The following is a 16384-nucleotide window of genomic DNA, read 5'->3' on the forward strand; positions in this document are numbered from 1 at the left end:
TCTTCGGTGCTCGCGGTCGTAGGAGCTGCCGAAGGCTGCGATCTTTTGATCTCAAGACGGCTTAACGGCCGCCCATGATCGCGATGTAGTCCTGGGTCCAGCGGCTGTACGGCACGAATTTGCCGCCTTCAGCCTGCGGGGTTTTCCAGAAGGCGATCTTGTCGAACTGGTCGAAGCCGTTGGTCTTGCAGCCTTCGGCGCCGAGCAGTTCGCTCTCCTTGCACGCCGCCGGAACCGCTGGCAAGGAGCCGAACCACGCTGCGACGTCACCCTGGACTTTCGGTTGCAGCGACCAGTCCATCCACTTGTAGGCGCAGTTCGGGTGTTTGGCCTCGGCGTGCATCATGGTGGTGTCGGCCCACCCGGTAGCGCCTTCTTTCGGGATGGTCGAAGCGATTGGCTGCTTCTCGTTCATCAGGCCGTTGACCTGATACGGCCACGCACCGGAGGCGACCACGCCTTCGTTCTTGAAGTCGCTCATTTGCACAGTGGTGTCGTGCCAGTAGCGGTGGATCAACGGCTGCTGGGCGCGCAGCAGGTCGAGTACGGCCTTGTATTGGGCTTCAGTCAGTTCGTAGGGGTTCTGGATACCCAGTTCCGGCTTGGCGGTCTTCAGGTACAGCGCCGCGTCGGCGATGTAGATCGGGCCGTCATAGGCCTGCACGCGGCCCTTGTTCGGCTTGCCGTCCGGCAGGTTTTCCGCATTGAACAGCACGCCCCAGCTGGTGGGCGCGGTCTTGAACACGTTGGTGTTGTACATCAACACGTTCGGGCCCCACTGATAGGGGGCGCCGTAGGTCTGCTTGTTGACCACGTACCACGGTCCATCCTTGAGGCGCGGGTCGAGGTTTTTCCAGTTCGGGATCAACGCGGTGTTGATCGGCTGCACACGCTTGCCGACGATCAGGCGCAGGGAGGCATCGCCCGACGCCGTCACCAGGTCATAACCACCCTTGGCCATCAGGCTGACCATTTCATCGGAGGTGGCCGCCGTCTTGACGTTGACCTTGCAGCCGGTTTCCTTCTCGAAACCGGTCACCCAGTCGTAGGCCTTGTCGCTCTCGCCACGTTCGATGTAGCCAGGCCAGGCCACAATATCCAGTTGGCCCTCGCCCGCCCCGACAGCTTTGAGCGGCTCGGCAGCCTGAACACTGGCGCTGGCCAGCAGCGCGGTGGTGATTGCACTGAGCAGTGCGGTCTTGTGCGCGAACATGGGAATTCCCTCTTCTTTAATTATGGTCGGGGCAGTGTTTTGAACGTGGTGAAGCATGCCGTTGGTGGCTTGTTATTAGCGTAGTCAGAGATGCTCGCCATGGCGGGCCATGATGTGCCGCACCACGCTGTAGTCCTGAAGCGAATCGCTGGACAGGTCTTTGCCGTAGCCCGAACGTTTCAGGCCGCCATGGGGCATTTCGCTGACCAGCATGAAGTGGCTGTTGATCCAGGTGCAGCCGTACTGCAAGCGCGCCGCGACCTGCATGGCCTTGTCGAGGTTCTGGGTCCAGACCGACGAGGCCAGGCCGTATTCCGAATCGTTGGCCCAGTCCACCGCTTGTTCCAGTTCATCGAAGCGGGTCACGGTGACCACCGGCCCGAACACTTCGCGCTGGACGATCTCGTCACTTTGCTTGCAGCCGGCGAGCAGGGTCGGCTGGTAATAGAAGCCGGCGCCGGAATGCACGGCTGCACCGGTGACCCGCTCGATGTGCGGCTGGCCGAGGGCGCGTTCGACAAAACTGGCCACGCGGTCGCGCTGGCGGGTGCTGATCAGCGGGCCGATTTCGTTGTCGGCGTCGCGTTTGCCGGCGAAGCGCAGGCTGCTGACGGCCGCGCCGAGTTCGGCCACCAAACGGTCATGAATCCCGGCCTGGGCATAAATGCGGCAGGCAGCGGTGCAATCCTGGCCGGCGTTGTAATAGCCGTAGGTGCGCACGCCTTCGACCACGGCCTGAATGTCGGCATCGTTGCAGACGATCACCGGAGCCTTGCCGCCGAGTTCGAGGTGGGTGCGTTTGAGGGTTTTGGCGGCGGCTTGAAGAATTTTCTGGCCAGTGACGATATCGCCGGTCAGCGACACCATACGCACTTTAGGGTGATTCACCAGGTGGCTGCCGACGCCTTCGCCACCACCGCAAACGATGTTGATCACACCCCGTGGGAGGATCTCGGCCAGCGCTGGCGCCAGGGCAAGGATTGACAGCGGTGTGTGTTCCGACGGCTTGAACACCAGGGTGTTGCCGGCGGCGAGGGCCGGGGCGATTTTCCACGCGGCCATCATGATCGGGTAGTTCCAAGGCGCGATGGAGGCGACCACGCCAATCGGATCGCGGCGCACCATGCTGGTGTAGCCCGGCAGGTATTCGCCACTGAGCTGGCCGGTCTGGCAGCGCACGGCACCGGCGAAGAAGCGGAACACGTCGACTGTGGCATTCAGGTCATCCTGACGGGCCAGGTGCAACGGCTTGCCGCAGTTCATGGATTCGAGGCGGGCCAGCAGGTCGGCGTTTTTTTCGATGGCGTTGGCGATGTCCAGCAACAGGTTCGAACGTTGCTGTGGCGTGGTCCGCGACCAACCGGCAAAGGCACGGTGGGCGGCGAGGATCGCGGCTTCGACTTGCTCGGTGCTGGCTTCGGCGATCTGTGTGATGACTTCGCCAGTGGCCGGGTTGAGAATCGGCTCGACGCAGCCTTGACCGGCGACTAATTCACCATCGATCAACAATGCGGTGAACAACGGGGTTTGCGCGCCGGCCATTTTTCGGATTCTCGTTTTTTGTGTGGCTTCTTGTGTCGACATGGCAGCGCTCCCTGTGACTGGGGGCCCGGCCGTCTTTATTAGATGCAACAAGACTAGTTGGCGGACCCGAGGACAACAAATACTAAATACTGAAGGCGGCGTTCGATTAAATAGATGGCTTGCGCCCGCCGTGGGGTTGTTCGCGGGCGACCGTGAGGAATGGGTCCACCAGCGCCGGCCGCGCCGTGCCGCGACGCCACGCCAGGCCTACATCAAGGGTCTGGCTGAGGTCGGCAATCGGCCGGGCTTCAATGATGTCGCCCTCCAGTGACCACGGGCGATAGGTCATGTCGGGCTGGATCGACACGCCCAATCCGGCGGCCACCAGGCTTCGCACCGCTTCCGTCGAGGCCGTGCGCAGGGTGATGCGCGGTTGCAGGGAGGCGGCGGACCACATGCGCTGGGCGTTGCGGTCCATTTCATCGACGTTCAGTTGAATCAATGGTTCGCGGGCCACGTCGGCGAGGTTGATGCTGTCGTGTTCCAGCAACGGGTGCTGGGCCGGCAGCCATAGCCGGTGGGGTGAGTGGGTCAGCACTTCGGTCTGCAGGGCGTGGCGGTCTTCGAGGTTGGAGAGGATCAGCACGCCGACATCGATCTCGCCGCTGACCAGCAAATGCTCGATGTACGGGCGTTCGTCCTCCATCACCCGAATTTCCACATTGGGATAGGCACGCTGGAAACGGGTGAGCAAATCCGCCAGGTAATAGCCGGCGACCAGGCTGGTCACGCCGACGATCAACTGCCCGGCGACCTGATCGGTGCTCTGTTGCAGGCTGCGCTTGGCGTTATCCACCGTGGCCAGGATCAAGTGCGCCTGACGCAGGAATTGATGGCCCTGGTGGGTCAGGGTCATGCCCTTGGCGTGGCGGCTGAACAGGCTGACGCCAATTTCCTCCTCCAGTTGCTGGATCGCCAGGGTCAGGGTCGACTGGGAAATGAACGCGGTTTGCGCGGCGGCCGAGATCGAGCCGGTCTCGGCCACGGCGATGAAGTGACGGATCTGACGCAAGGTCATCATGGGGAGCATACCCGGCGGGCTGTTTTTATCGATTTACGGGAGTGTATATCTTTTTTTTCGATGGGCAGGCGCAATGGCAATGCGCGCGTTGAGGGAACGCAACATCTGGAAGCACTCTCGCGCACGGGGTGTGGGCACTTTCGATCTAGGCTGCTGGCCTTGATTTCAGGTTAAACGTCTTGTGGAGGTGGCAAATGAACACCCGTGGATTGCTTGATCAACTACTCAAATCCGGTCAGGAATTGTTGCAGAACAAGGCCGGTAGCACACAGCAAAAGGGCGCGAACGGCGGCACCGGTGCCCTCGGCAGTTTGCTCTCCGGTGCGAGCGGCGGGGCATTGGCGGCAGGCGCCATGGGCTTACTGCTCGGCAGCAAAAAGGCCCGTAAAGTCGGGGGCAAGGTCGCGGTTTACGGCGGTCTCGCCGCGTTGGGCGTGCTGGCCTATAAAGCCTACGGCAACTGGCAGGCGCAGCAGGGCGGTGCAGCCGGTACGGAGCCGCAAACCCTGGACCGCTTACCGGCCGCGCAAGTCGAGTTGCACAGTCAGGCGATTCTCAAGGCGCTGGTGGCTGCGGCCAAGGCTGACGGTCATGTCGATGAGCGTGAGCGTGCCTTGATCGAAGGCGAATTCACCCGGCTCGACAGCGATCAGGAACTGCAACACTGGCTGCACGCCGAGCTCAACAAGCCGCTGGACCCGAGCGATGTCGCCCGCGCCGCCCGCTCCCCGGAAATCGCCGCCGAGATGTATATCGCCAGCGTGATGATGGTGGACGAGGAAAACTTCATGGAGAAGGCCTACCTCGATGAGCTGGCGCGGCAGCTCAAGCTCGAGCCGGGGTTGAAGGCTGAGCTTGAGAAGCAGGTTCGCCAGGCCTCCCTGTAAACCTTCAGACTGCATTCGCGAGCAGGCTCGCTCCCACATCAGGTCTTCAGTGATCACAGATTCTGCGTACGCCAGAGATTCAATGTGGGAGCGAGCCTGCTCGCGATGGCGTTTTCAGCCACACCAGCGCCCCTTTCTACCCAATCACCCCTGGCCCCCATCCCCTTCATTAGCGGACAGTCCCCACCCAGAGCCCATCCCGCCTTTTTTCAGCGGGATGAGAAGTGGCGCGCAACCGTCTTATAAATGAAACACCGCCCTCAGCTATACTCCCCGCATTTCGAATCGGGCCCCGAGGATTGACTGTGAAGAACTGGACGTTACGCCAACGAATTTTGGCGAGCTTTGCGGTAATTGTCGCCATCATGTTGCTGATGGTGGTCGTCTCATATTCCCGGCTGTTGACGATCGAAAACAGCGAGGCCAGCGTGCGTGAGGACGCCCTGCCAGGGTTGTATTACAGTTCGATGATTCGTGGCGCGTGGTCCGACAGTTATGTACGCATTCAGGCCATGCTCGGCCTGGATGAAGGGCAGGGCTTCACTGCCGAGGATGCCGCGAACTTCAAGGGCTTCGCTGAGCGGTTGAAAGAGCAGATGGACCTCTACCGTGCAACGATGGGCGATGAAGAAGACAGGGTCGATTTCGCAGCGTTCGAAAAACTTCATGAGGACTACCACCGGATTCTGGCCGCGGTGATCGAGTTGCATAAACGCAACCAGAACGCCGAGGCGGTCAACATGTTCCACAGTGAACTGACTCCGACCTGGACAGCGGGTCGAATGAAGGTCAATGACATCCTGCGTCATAACAAGACCGTGGCGGACACAGAAATCGCGGCCATTGATGATGCGGTGCTCACCGCCAAAGTCATCATGGGCATTTCCCTGGCGATCGCGGTGCTGGCCGCCGCCCTCTGTGGCCTGTTGTTGATGCGCGCCATCATGGCACCGATGAACCGCATCGTGAAAATCCTTGAAATCATGCGCACCGGTGACCTCAGCAACCGTCTGAACCTGGAGCGCAAGGACGAATTCGGCGCGGTAGAGACCGGCTTCAACGACATGATGACCGAGCTCACTTCCCTGGTGTCCCAGGCCCAGCGTTCGTCGGTGCAGGTGACCACGTCGGTGACCGAGATCGCCGCGACGTCCAAGCAGCAACAAGCCACCGCCACGGAAACCGCCGCGACCACCACGGAAATCGGCGCGACCTCCCGTGAGATCGCCGCCACTTCCCGAGATCTGGTGCGCACCATGACCGAGGTCTCCACCGCCGCCGATCAGGCTTCCGTGGCCGCCGGCTCCGGGCAGCAGGGCCTGGCGCGCATGGAGGAAACCATGCACTCGGTGATGGGCGCGGCCGATCTGGTCAACGCCAAGCTGGCGATCCTCAACGAGAAGGCCGGCAACATCAATCAGGTGGTGGTGACCATCGTCAAGGTCGCCGACCAGACCAACCTGTTGTCGCTCAACGCTGCCATCGAGGCCGAGAAGGCCGGGGAATACGGACGCGGGTTTGCCGTGGTCGCCACCGAAGTGCGGCGTCTGGCGGACCAGACCGCTGTCGCCACCTACGACATCGAACAGATGGTGCGTGAGATTCAGTCGGCAGTGTCGGCCGGGGTCATGGGCATGGACAAGTTCTCCGAAGAAGTGCGTCGCGGCATGTCCGAGGTGCAGCAGGTCGGCGAGCAGTTGTCGCAGATCATCCATCAGGTCCAGGCACTGGCGCCGCGGGTGTTGATGGTCAACGAAGGCATGCAGGCCCAGGCAACCGGTGCCGAGCAGATCAACCACGCGCTGGTGCAATTGGGCGATGCCAGCAGCCAGACCGTCGAGTCCTTGCGCCAGGCCAGTTTCGCCATCGATGAGCTGAGCCAGGTGGCCGTCGGGCTGCGCAGCGGCGTTTCGCGATTCAAAGTCTGATGAGCGAAATCACGGCCAAACGCTCTGCCGTGAAGCAGGCGCTGCATGCCTTGTTTCTGGTGTTTCGCATCGGCAACGAGCGCTATGCCTTGAAGGCTATCGAAGTGGCTGAAGTGCTGCCGCGCCTGCCCTTGAAGCCTATTCCCCATGCCCCCGCCTGGGTCGCCGGGGTGTTCGCCTATCGGGGCGCTGTGGTGCCGGTGATCGACTTGAGCGCCCTGACGTTTGGTATGCCTGCACAGGCCCGTACCAGTACGCGACTGGTGCTGGTCACCTATCGCCCGGATGAAACCACCGAGACACAGCTGCTCGGGCTGATTCTGGAACAGGCGACTGACACCTTGCGCTGCGATCCGGCGGATTTTCAGCCCTACGGCCTGGACAATCGCCAGACGCCTTACCTCGGGCCGGTGCGCAAGGACGAGCAGGGCTTGCTGCAATGGGTACGGGTCGGCGATCTGCTGGACGATCAGGTGCGCGCCTTGTTGTTTCCTTCGCCGCCAATGGATCCGGCGCTGCTGCAGGAGCGGGCATGAACAGCGACCAGCGTTTTTTCGATTTCCTCAAGGAAACTATCGGACTCGACGTGACCTCGGTAGGGCCTGCGATCATCGAGCGAGCGGTGCGCCAGCGCAGCATCGTTTCGCAAGCAGTGTCGGCCGATGAATATTGGCGCACCCTGCAGGGCTCGCGGGACGAGCAGCAGGCGTTGATCGAAGCGGTGATCGTTCCGGAAACCTGGTTCTTCCGCTATCCGGAATCCTTCGCCACCCTGGCGAAACTGGCGAGCAAACGTCTGGCCGAGATCAACAACCTGCGTGCGCTACGGATTCTCAGCCTGCCGTGTTCCACCGGCGAAGAACCGTACTCGATCGCCATGGCGTTGCTCGATGCCGGGCTCAAGCCGCACCAGTTCAAGGTCGACGGCATGGACGTCAGCCCGTTGTCAGTGGAAAAAGCCCGGCGGGCGTTGTACGGCAAGAATTCCTTCCGGGGTGACGACATTGCGTTTCGCGACCGCCATTTCATTGCCGAGGGCGAGAGCTATCGCCTCGATCAGCGGGTGCTCGAGCAAGTGCGCCTGCAGGTCGGCAATCTGCTGGATCCGGCCTTGCTGGCCGGTGAACCGCCCTTCGATTTCGTGTTTTGCCGCAACCTGCTGATCTATTTCGACCAGCCGACCCAGAAGCAAGTCTTCGAAGTGCTCAAGTGCCTGACCCACGTTGAGGGCGTGCTGTTTATCGGTCCGGCCGAAGGCAGTCTGCTGGGGCGTTTGGGGATGCGCTCGATCGGTATCGCGCAGTCCTTCGCGTTCAGTCGACAAGAGACTCCAGCCCCTGAACCCTTGCCGGCATTCGTTCCAGCGCCTTTGCCAGTGCCGCAACCGCTGCGCAATCCACCGCCTGCGCCAGTGCGCAGCCGTCCGTTTGCCCGGGTTGCGCCGCCGCAGGCTGCGCCTGCAGCCTCAGGTGCCGACACTGCTGTGCTGCTGGCCAATATCGCCGCGCTGGCCGATGAAGGCAAAAGTGCCGAGGCGCGAGCGGCGTGTGAAAGCTACTTGCGCAGCCATGAGCCGGTGGCTCAAGTCTTTTATTGGCTGGGACTGCTCAGCGATGTGGCCGGCAATACCCTTGAAGCCCAGGGGTTTTACCGCAAGGCGTTGTACCTCGAACCGCAACATCCTGAGGCGTTGATGCACCTGGCCGGATTGCTGCAGGCCCAGGGTGACGCGCCGGGAGCCAGACGATTGCAGGAACGTGCCGCCCGCAGCGAGCGCGCCGCCGACAGTGAGCGTAAACGATGATCGCTTCCGACACCTTTAGCGTCACCCGGGATGCCCAGGCCATCGACGATTGCTGGAACCGCATTGGTATCCACGGCGACAAGTCCTGCCCGCTGCTCAGCGAGCATATTCATTGCCGCAATTGTGCGGTGTATTCGGCGGCCGCCACACGCTTGCTGGATCGCTATGCGTTGCAGCAGGAGGATCGCGGGCCAGGGTCCGTCGCGGTCGAGAGCGAGGTGAAAACCCGCTCGTTGCTGATGTTCCGTCTGGGTGAAGAGTGGCTGGGTCTCGCGACCCGTAGTCTGGTCGAGGTGGCGCCGCTGCAAGCGATTCACTCCTTGCCGCATCAACGTTCCCGCGCGTTGCTCGGCGTGGCGAATGTACGCGGTGCGCTGGTCGCCTGCCTGTCGCTGGTGGAGTTGCTCGGGCTTGACGGCACCGGCAACGCTGTGTCCGGCACGCGGGTCATGCCGCGCATGCTGATCATCGCCGCCGATGGCGGGCCGGTGGTGGTGCCGGTGGACGAAGTCGACGGGATTCACGCCATCGACGAGCGCATCCTCGATGCCGCGTCGCGCTCGGGTACTCAGGCCAGCGCCAAATACACCCGTGGCGTGTTGCAATTCAAAGGTCGCAGCCTGCGTTGGCTGGATGAAGAGCAGCTGCTGTCCGCCGTGACCCGGAGCCTCACATGACCCCCGAGCAAATGCGCGACACCTCTTTGCTGGAACTGTTCAGCCTGGAGGCTGAAGCCCAGACCCAGGTCTTGAGTGCCGGCCTGCTGGCACTTGAACGCGACCCGACCCAGGCCGATCAACTTGAATCGTGCATGCGTGCGGCGCACTCGCTCAAGGGGGCGGCGCGTATCGTTGGCGTCGATGCCGGGGTCAGTGTTGCCCATGTGATGGAAGATTGCCTGGTCAGTGCCCAGGAAGGGCGCCTGTTGCTGCGCCCTGAGCACATCGATGCGTTGCTGCAAGGCACCGATTTGCTGACGCGCATCGCCACACCGAGCAACAACCCGGAGGTCGCGGACATCGAGGCCTACGTGGTGTTGATGGCGCGGTTGCTGGACCCGGCGGCCCCGCCCGCTGTACCGGTGATGGCCGAGCTTGAGCTCGAAGCCCCCGCGCCCAAGGTCGAGCCACCGGCGCCTGCCGTCGAACCGCCATCGACGCCAGCTCCGCGCAAGGCCAAACGCACCACCGAAAACGGTGAACGTGTGCTGCGTGTCACGGCCGAGCGCCTGAACAGCCTGCTCGATCTGTCGAGCAAATCCCTGGTGGAAACCCTGCGGCTCAAACCGCACCTGGCGACCATGCAGCGACTCAAGCGCATGCAGAGCAACAGCCTGCGCGCACTGGAGAGTCTCAATGTGCATCTCAAGGATCACGCCTTGAGCCTGGAGGCCCAGGAAACCCTTGAAGATGCGCGGCGATTGCTTGCGCAATCCCATCAACTGCTCATGGAAAAGAACGCCGAACTCGATGAGTTCGCCTGGCATGCCAGCCAGCGGGCGCAGGTGTTGTACGACACGGCGCTGGCCTGTCGCATGCGGCCGTTTGCCGATGTGCTGACCGGGCAGGTGCGGATGGTCCGGGATCTAGGGCGCGACCTGGGCAAACAGGTGCGCCTGGAGATTGAAGGCGAGAAGACTCAGGTTGATCGCGACGTGCTGGAAAAGCTCGAAGCGCCGCTGACTCATCTGTTGCGCAACGCGGTCGACCACGGCATCGAAACCCCGGAGCAGCGCCTGCTGGCAGGCAAGCCGGCGGAAGGTTTGATTCGCCTGCGCGCTTCGCATCAGGCCGGTTTGCTGGTGCTTGAATTGAGCGATGACGGAAACGGCGTGGACCTGGAAAAGGTCCGTCGCAGTATCGTTGAACGAAGTTTGTCGCCCGCGCAAACCGCCGCTCAGTTGAGCGAAGAAGAGCTGCTGACGTTCTTGTTCCTGCCCGGTTTCAGTCTGCGCGACACGGTCACCGAGGTGTCCGGTCGCGGCGTCGGCCTGGATGCGGTGCAGCACATGGTCCGGCAGTTGCGTGGCGCGGTGGTGCTGGAGCAAACGGCGGGCGAGGGCAGTCGTTTCCATCTCGAAGTGCCGCTGACCCTGTCGGTGGTGCGCAGCCTGGTCGTGGAAGTCGGCGACGAAGCCTATGCCTTCCCGCTGGCGCACATCGAGCGCATGTGTGATCTGGAACCGGCGGATATCGTGCAGGTCGAAGGTCGCCAGCATTTCTGGCACGAAGGCCAGCATGTCGGCCTGGTGGCGGCCAGTCAGTTGCTGCAACGCCCGGCCAGCCAGAATGGCGGGCAAACCCTGAAAGTCGTGGTGATTCGCGAGCGCGATGCGATCTACGGTGTGGCAGTGGAACGGTTTATCGGTGAGCGGACATTGGTGGTGTTGCCGCTGGATGAGCGTCTGGGCAAGGTGCAGGACATTTCCGCCGGGGCCCTGCTCGACGACGGTTCGGTGGTGCTGATCGTTGATGTCGAAGACATGCTGCGTTCGGTGGAAAAGTTGCTCAACACGGGTCGTCTGGAGCGCATTGCCCGTCGCAGCGATCAGGTGGTCGAGGCGGCCCGCAAACGAATTCTGGTGGTGGATGATTCCCTGACCGTGCGAGAGTTGCAGCGCAAGCTGTTGCTCAATCGCGGATACGACGTGGCGGTTGCGGTGGACGGCATGGACGGCTGGAACGCGCTGCGTTCGGAGGATTTCGATCTGCTGATCACCGACATTGATATGCCGCGCATGGATGGCATCGAACTGGTCACGCTGCTGCGTCGGGATAATCGCCTGCAATCGCTGCCGGTGATGGTGGTGTCCTACAAGGATCGTGAAGAGGATCGGCGCCGTGGACTGGATGCCGGGGCCGACTATTATCTAGCCAAGGCCAGTTTCCATGACGACGCCTTGCTCGATGCAGTGGTCGAGCTCATTGGAGGAGCGCGGGCATGAGGATCGCAATCGTCAACGACATGCCCATGGCGGTGGAGGCCCTGCGCCGCGCCCTGGCATTCGAGCCGACACACGAGGTGGTCTGGGTCGCCGGCAATGGCGCCGAAGCGGTGCGCCAGTGCGCGCTGGACACGCCGGACCTGATTCTGATGGACCTGATCATGCCGGTGATGGATGGCGTCGAGGCCACGCGGCGGATCATGGCCGAGACCCCGTGTGCCATCGTCATCGTCACTGTGGATCACCAGCAGAACGTGCACCGGGTGTTCGAGGCCATGGGCCACGGTGCGCTGGACGTGGTCGACACCCCGGCCGTCGGTGCCGGCAATGCCCAGGAAGCGGCCGCGCCGTTGTTGCGCAAGATCATCAACATCGGCTGGCTGATCGGCGACAAGGGCAACCGTCCGCGCCCGACGCCGGCACCGTTGCGCAGTTCGGGCTCACGCAAGAGCCTGATCGCCATTGGCTCATCGGCCGGTGGACCGGCAGCGCTGGAAGTCTTGCTCAAGGGACTGCCGCACAATTTTTCTCCGGCCATCGTGCTGGTACAGCACGTTGACCAGGTGTTTGCCGCCGGCATGGCTGAATGGCTCGCCAGCGCCAGCGGCCTCAACGTGCGGTTGGCCGAGGAAGGCGAGCCGCCGCAAAGCGGCACGGTGTTGTTGGCCGGCACCAATCACCATATTCGCTTGCTGAAAAACGGCACGCTGGCCTACACCGCCGAACCGGTCAACGAGATCTACCGGCCCTCCATCGATGTGTTCTTCGAAAGCGTGGCCAGTTACTGGAACGGTGACGCCATAGGGGTTTTGCTCACCGGCATGGGGCGTGATGGCGCCCAAGGGCTTAAACTCATGCGCCAACAGGGCTACCTGACCATCGCACAAGACCAACGCAGCAGTGCAGTGTACGGCATGCCGAAGGCGGCCGCGGCCATCGACGCTGCTGTAGAGATTCGCCCGCTGGACAAGATAGCGCCACGTTTGCTGGAGATTTTCGCCAAATGAGCACCTTTTTCCTCATTCCTGGCTCAAGTAGTACTCAGGTGACCGCACATGACTGAATTACAGCTCGACGACTTCAAGACCGACGAAAACGCCGCCATGGTGTTGCTGGTGGACGATCAGGCCATGATCGGCGAAGCCGTGCGCCGCGGCCTGGCGAACGAAGAGAATATCGATTTCCACTTCTGCGCCGACCCGCACCAGGCCATCGCCCACGCGGTGCGCATCAAGCCGACAGTGATCCTGCAGGATCTGGTGATGCCCGGCCTTGATGGCCTGAGTCTGGTGCGCGAATACCGCAATCACCCGGCGACCAAGGACATTCCGATCATCGTCCTGTCGACCAAGGAAGACCCGTTGATCAAGAGCGCGGCCTTTGCGGCCGGGGCCAACGATTATCTGGTCAAGCTGCCGGACAACATCGAACTGGTCGCGCGCATCCGCTATCACTCGCGCTCCTACATGACCCTGCTGCAACGGGACGCGGCGTACCGCGCGTTGCGGGTCAGCCAGCAGCAACTGCTCGACACCAATCTGGTGCTGCAACGCCTGATGAACTCCGATGGCCTGACCGGGCTGTCGAACCGTCGGCACTTCGATGAATACATGGAGCTGGAGTGGCGCCGTTCGCTGCGTGAGCAGAGCCAGTTGTCGTTGCTGATGATCGATGTCGACTACTTCAAGGCCTACAACGACAGCTTCGGCCACCTGGAAGGCGATGAAGCCCTGCGCAAGGTCGCCGCGGCGATCAAGGATGCCAGCGCCCGGCCTTCGGACCTGCCGGCCCGCTACGGCGGTGAAGAGTTCGCGCTGGTGCTGCCCAACACCTCACCGGGCGGTGCGCGGCTGGTGGCCGAGAAGCTGCGCCAGACCGTGGCAGCCCTGAAGATCCCGCACAACTCGCCGAGCGAAGGATCAAGCCTGACCATCAGCATCGGCCTGTCGACTATCACGCCGAAAGCGGGCAGCAACTGCCGCGACCTGATCCTGGCGGCGGACAAGGGGCTGTATTCGGCGAAGAACAATGGGCGTAATCAGGTGGGGGTTGAGTGAGCCGTTTCCCCTTGTAGGAGCGAGCTTGCTCGCGATGGTCGTGAACGATAACGCGTAGAGCCAGATGCCCAGCGTTGCTTTTGGCTTTTTCGCGAGCAAGCTCGCTCCTACAGGGTTCTGCGTGGTTGCAAAGATCGCCGGTAAACCTGCCTTTTCGGCCAAGCGGACTGCCGTTGCCGGCCGTTTCCCGGTATACTCGCCGGCTTTCAAAAGTTCGCCAACGAGTGCTGCCCGTCATGGAAATCAACCCGATCCTGAACACCATCAAGGACCTGTCCGAGCGCTCCGAAACTATTCGGGGGTATCTTTGACTACGATCAAAAGCATGAGCGTCTGACCGAAGTCAATCGCGAGCTTGAAGATCCGAGTGTCTGGAACAAACCTGAATACGCCCAGGAACTGGGCCGCGAGCGCGCTGCGCTGGCGCAGATCGTCGATACCCTGGACGAATTGAACACGGGTCTGGCCGATTGCCGCGACCTGCTGGACATGGCCGTTGAAGAGAACGACGAAGGCGCAGTGGGTGATGTCGTCGCCGAGCTGGCCCGTCTTGAGGAAAGCCTCGCCAAGCTGGAATTCCGGCGCATGTTCAGCCATGAAATGGACCCGAACAACGCCTACCTGGACATCCAGGCCGGTTCCGGCGGCACCGAAGCCCAGGACTGGGCCAACATACTGCTGCGCATGTACCTGCGCTGGGCCGACAAACGCGGTTTCGACGCGACCATCATGGAGCTGTCGGCCGGTGAAGTCGCCGGGATCAAGGGCGCCACCGTGCACATCAAGGGCGAATACGCCTTTGGCTGGCTGCGTACCGAGATCGGCGTGCACCGTCTGGTGCGCAAGAGCCCGTTCGACTCCGGCAACCGTCGCCACACCTCGTTCTCCGCGGTGTTCGTCTCGCCAGAGATCGATGACAAGGTGGAAATCGAAATCAACCCGGCAGACTTGCGGATCGATACCTATCGCTCCTCGGGTGCCGGTGGTCAGCACGTAAACACCACCGACTCGGCCGTACGTATCACCCACGTACCGACCAACACCGTGGTCAGCTGCCAGAACGAGCGTTCCCAGCACGCCAACAAAGACACCGCCATGAAAATGCTGCGGGCCAAGTTGTACGAGCAGGAAATACAGAAGCGCAACGCGGCGTCCCAGGCGCTGGAAGACACCAAGTCGGACATTGGCTGGGGTCACCAGATTCGCTCGTACGTGCTCGATGCCTCGCGGATCAAGGATCTGCGCACCAACATCGAACGCAGTGACTGTGACAAGGTGCTCGATGGCGACATCGACGAATACCTGGAAGCGAGCCTGAAGTCCGGGCTGTAAGCAATGCAATACAGGATCGGCTGACTCAGCGCGATCCTTGTAGGAGCGGGCTTGCCCGCGATCCCCAGCCGCAGGCTGGGGACAACGAACCTGATGGAATTTTTAAAGACATGAGCGACCTAGAACTCGACCCGCAAGCCCTGCAACAGGAAGAAAACTCCCTGATCGCCCTGCGCAAGGAAAAGCTTGCTGCCGAGCGCGCCAAGGGCAATGCCTTCCCGAACGACTTCCGCCGCGAAAACTACTGCGAACAACTGCAGAAACAGTACGCGGACAAGACCAAGGAAGAGCTGGCAGAGGCTGCGATCCCGGTCAAGGTTGCCGGTCGTATCATGCTCAACCGTGGCTCGTTCATGGTGATCCAGGACATGACCGGTCGTATCCAGGTCTACGTCAACCGCAAGACCCTGTCTGAAGAAACCCTGGCCGCGGTGAAAACCTGGGACATGGGCGACATCATTGCAGCCGAAGGCACCCTGGCCCGTTCCGGTAAGGGTGACCTGTACGTTGAAATGACCAACGTGCGCCTGCTGACCAAATCCCTGCGTCCGCTGCCGGACAAGCACCACGGCCTGACCGACACCGAACAGCGCTACCGTCAGCGCTACGTTGACCTGATCGTCAACGAAGACGTGCGCCAGACTTTCCGCGTGCGTTCGCAAGTCATCGCGCACATCCGCAGCTTCCTGATGAAGCGTGACTTCCTGGAAGTGGAAACGCCGATGCTGCAGACCATTCCTGGCGGCGCGGCAGCCAAGCCGTTCGAAACCCACCACAATGCGCTGGACATGGGCATGTTCCTGCGTATCGCGCCGGAGCTGTACCTCAAGCGCCTTGTCGTTGGCGGGTTTGAAAAAGTGTTCGAGATCAACCGCAACTTCCGTAACGAAGGCGTTTCGACTCGTCACAACCCTGAATTCACCATGTTGGAGTTCTACCAGGCTTACGCCGACTACGAAGACAACATGGACCTGACCGAAGAACTGTTCCGTGAACTGGCTCAGCTGGTTCTGGGCAGCACCGACGTGCCGTACGGCGACAAGGTGTTCCACTTCGGCGAACCGTTCGTGCGTCTGTCGGTGTTCGACTCGATCCTCAAGTACAACCCTGAGCTGACCGCTGACGACCTGAACGACATCGACAAGGCCCGCGCCATCGCCAAGAAGGCCGGCGCCAAGGTGCTGGGCTTCGAAGGCCTGGGCAAATTGCAGGTAATGATTTTCGAAGAGCTGGTCGAGCACAAGCTGGAACAGCCGCACTTCATTACCCAGTACCCGTTCGAAGTGTCGCCGCTGGCCCGTCGTAACGACGACAACCCGAACGTCACCGACCGTTTCGAGCTGTTCATCGGTGGTCGTGAAATCGCCAACGCCTACTCCGAGTTGAACGACGCGGAAGACCAGGCCGAGCGCTTCATGGCCCAGGTGGCCGACAAGGACGCCGGTGACGACGAAGCCATGCACTACGACGCCGATTTCGTTCGTGCACTGGAGTACGGCATGCCGCCAACGGCCGGTGAAGGCATCGGTATCGACCGTCTGGTGATGCTGCTGACCAACTCACCGTCGATCCGCGACGTGATCCTGTTCCCGCACATGCGGCCGCAAGCGTAAG

At 61.7% G+C, this 16384-nt stretch carries 13 protein-coding genes; 10 read left to right on the plus strand and 3 right to left on the minus strand.

The genetic code is table 11. The features are described from left to right. Window positions 1–61: 61 nt before the first annotated feature. From ydcS to AC1D1M_RS16905, 3 genes are all read right to left on the minus strand, one after another. The gene (ydcS, locus tag AC1D1M_RS16895) at window positions 62–1213 is read right to left on the minus strand and encodes a putative ABC transporter substrate-binding protein YdcS (protein ID WP_477776523.1); all 1152 of its coding nucleotides are present in this window, start codon (window positions 1211–1213) and stop codon (window positions 62–64) included. Window positions 1214–1297: 84 nt separating this feature from the next. Further along, complete coding sequence (locus AC1D1M_RS16900) at window positions 1298–2755, minus strand: gamma-aminobutyraldehyde dehydrogenase (protein WP_477776555.1); 1458 nt, start codon at window positions 2753–2755, stop codon at window positions 1298–1300. Between the two features lie 148 nt (window positions 2756–2903). Then, window positions 2904–3818, minus strand: a complete 915-nt coding sequence (locus AC1D1M_RS16905) for a LysR family transcriptional regulator (RefSeq protein ID WP_007975056.1) — start codon at window positions 3816–3818, stop codon at window positions 2904–2906. Between the two features lie 194 nt (window positions 3819–4012). Here AC1D1M_RS16905 and AC1D1M_RS16910 point away from each other — a divergent pair, with 194 nt between their 5' ends. The 10 genes from AC1D1M_RS16910 (at window position 4013) to lysS (ending at window position 16383) form a co-directional block, all read left to right on the plus strand. Next, entirely contained in the window at window positions 4013–4705 is a 693-nt protein-coding gene (locus AC1D1M_RS16910) for a tellurite resistance TerB family protein (protein ID WP_477776524.1), read from the plus strand. 305 nt (window positions 4706–5010) lie between these two features. Further along, window positions 5011–6633, plus strand: a complete 1623-nt coding sequence (locus tag AC1D1M_RS16915; protein WP_477776525.1) for a methyl-accepting chemotaxis protein — start codon at window positions 5011–5013, stop codon at window positions 6631–6633. Further along, window positions 6633–7169 (plus strand): chemotaxis protein CheW, encoded by a 537-nt coding sequence (locus AC1D1M_RS16920; RefSeq protein ID WP_477776526.1) that lies wholly within the window; start codon window positions 6633–6635, stop codon window positions 7167–7169. The genes AC1D1M_RS16915 and AC1D1M_RS16920 overlap by 1 nt, the downstream gene beginning before the upstream one ends. Next, window positions 7166–8437 (plus strand): CheR family methyltransferase, encoded by a 1272-nt coding sequence (locus AC1D1M_RS16925; protein WP_477776527.1) that lies wholly within the window; start codon window positions 7166–7168, stop codon window positions 8435–8437. The genes AC1D1M_RS16920 and AC1D1M_RS16925 overlap by 4 nt, the downstream gene beginning before the upstream one ends. Further along, window positions 8434–9114 carry a chemotaxis protein CheW gene (locus tag AC1D1M_RS16930; protein ID WP_477776528.1) on the plus strand — a complete coding sequence of 227 codons (681 nt, stop codon included), beginning with the start codon at window positions 8434–8436 and terminating at the stop codon, window positions 9112–9114. Before AC1D1M_RS16925 ends, AC1D1M_RS16930 begins: the two co-directional genes overlap by 4 nt. Continuing rightward, entirely contained in the window at window positions 9111–11381 is a 2271-nt protein-coding gene (locus AC1D1M_RS16935; protein WP_477776529.1) for a response regulator, read from the plus strand. The genes AC1D1M_RS16930 and AC1D1M_RS16935 overlap by 4 nt, the downstream gene beginning before the upstream one ends. After that, on the plus strand, window positions 11378–12388 hold the full coding sequence (gene cheB / locus AC1D1M_RS16940; protein WP_477776530.1) for a chemotaxis-specific protein-glutamate methyltransferase CheB: 1011 nt from the start codon (window positions 11378–11380) through the stop codon (window positions 12386–12388). Before AC1D1M_RS16935 ends, cheB begins: the two co-directional genes overlap by 4 nt. Window positions 12389–12436: 48 nt before the next feature. Then, window positions 12437–13438, plus strand: a complete 1002-nt coding sequence (locus AC1D1M_RS16945) for a diguanylate cyclase domain-containing protein (protein WP_477776531.1) — start codon at window positions 12437–12439, stop codon at window positions 13436–13438. A 236-nt stretch (window positions 13439–13674) separates the two neighbouring features. Then, window positions 13675–14770, plus strand: a protein-coding gene (prfB, locus tag AC1D1M_RS16950) for a peptide chain release factor 2 (RefSeq protein ID WP_223458770.1) whose coding sequence is annotated in 2 segments (ribosomal slippage) — window positions 13675–13746 and window positions 13748–14770 — 1095 coding nt in all. Because the reading frame shifts where the segments join, the coding sequence is not laid out codon by codon here. Window positions 14771–14880: 110 nt separating this feature from the next. Beyond that, the gene (gene lysS, locus AC1D1M_RS16955) at window positions 14881–16383 is read left to right on the plus strand and encodes a lysine--tRNA ligase (protein ID WP_008051377.1); all 1503 of its coding nucleotides are present in this window, start codon (window positions 14881–14883) and stop codon (window positions 16381–16383) included. Window position 16384: the final 1 nt, after the last annotated feature.

Source organism: Pseudomonas sp. P1_F7 (assembly GCF_056405655.1).

Excerpts from the sequence above, each read along its gene's own strand:
- ydcS (WP_477776523.1), bottom strand. The coding sequence starts at position 1,213 with ATGTTCGCGCACAAGACCGCACTGCTCAGTGCAATCACCACCGCGCTG.
- AC1D1M_RS16945 (WP_477776531.1), top strand. The coding sequence starts at position 12,437 with ATGACTGAATTACAGCTCGACGACTTCAAGACCGACGAAAACGCCGCC.
- AC1D1M_RS16930 (WP_477776528.1), top strand. The coding sequence starts at position 8,434 with ATGATCGCTTCCGACACCTTTAGCGTCACCCGGGATGCCCAGGCCATC.
- AC1D1M_RS16905 (WP_007975056.1), bottom strand. The coding sequence starts at position 3,818 with ATGATGACCTTGCGTCAGATCCGTCACTTCATCGCCGTGGCCGAGACC.
- AC1D1M_RS16900 (WP_477776555.1), bottom strand. The coding sequence starts at position 2,755 with ATGGCCGGCGCGCAAACCCCGTTGTTCACCGCATTGTTGATCGATGGT.
- cheB (WP_477776530.1), top strand. The coding sequence starts at position 11,378 with ATGAGGATCGCAATCGTCAACGACATGCCCATGGCGGTGGAGGCCCTG.
- AC1D1M_RS16935 (WP_477776529.1), top strand. The coding sequence starts at position 9,111 with ATGACCCCCGAGCAAATGCGCGACACCTCTTTGCTGGAACTGTTCAGC.
- AC1D1M_RS16920 (WP_477776526.1), top strand. The coding sequence starts at position 6,633 with ATGAGCGAAATCACGGCCAAACGCTCTGCCGTGAAGCAGGCGCTGCAT.
- AC1D1M_RS16910 (WP_477776524.1), top strand. The coding sequence starts at position 4,013 with ATGAACACCCGTGGATTGCTTGATCAACTACTCAAATCCGGTCAGGAA.
- lysS (WP_008051377.1), top strand. The coding sequence starts at position 14,881 with ATGAGCGACCTAGAACTCGACCCGCAAGCCCTGCAACAGGAAGAAAAC.
- AC1D1M_RS16925 (WP_477776527.1), top strand. The coding sequence starts at position 7,166 with ATGAACAGCGACCAGCGTTTTTTCGATTTCCTCAAGGAAACTATCGGA.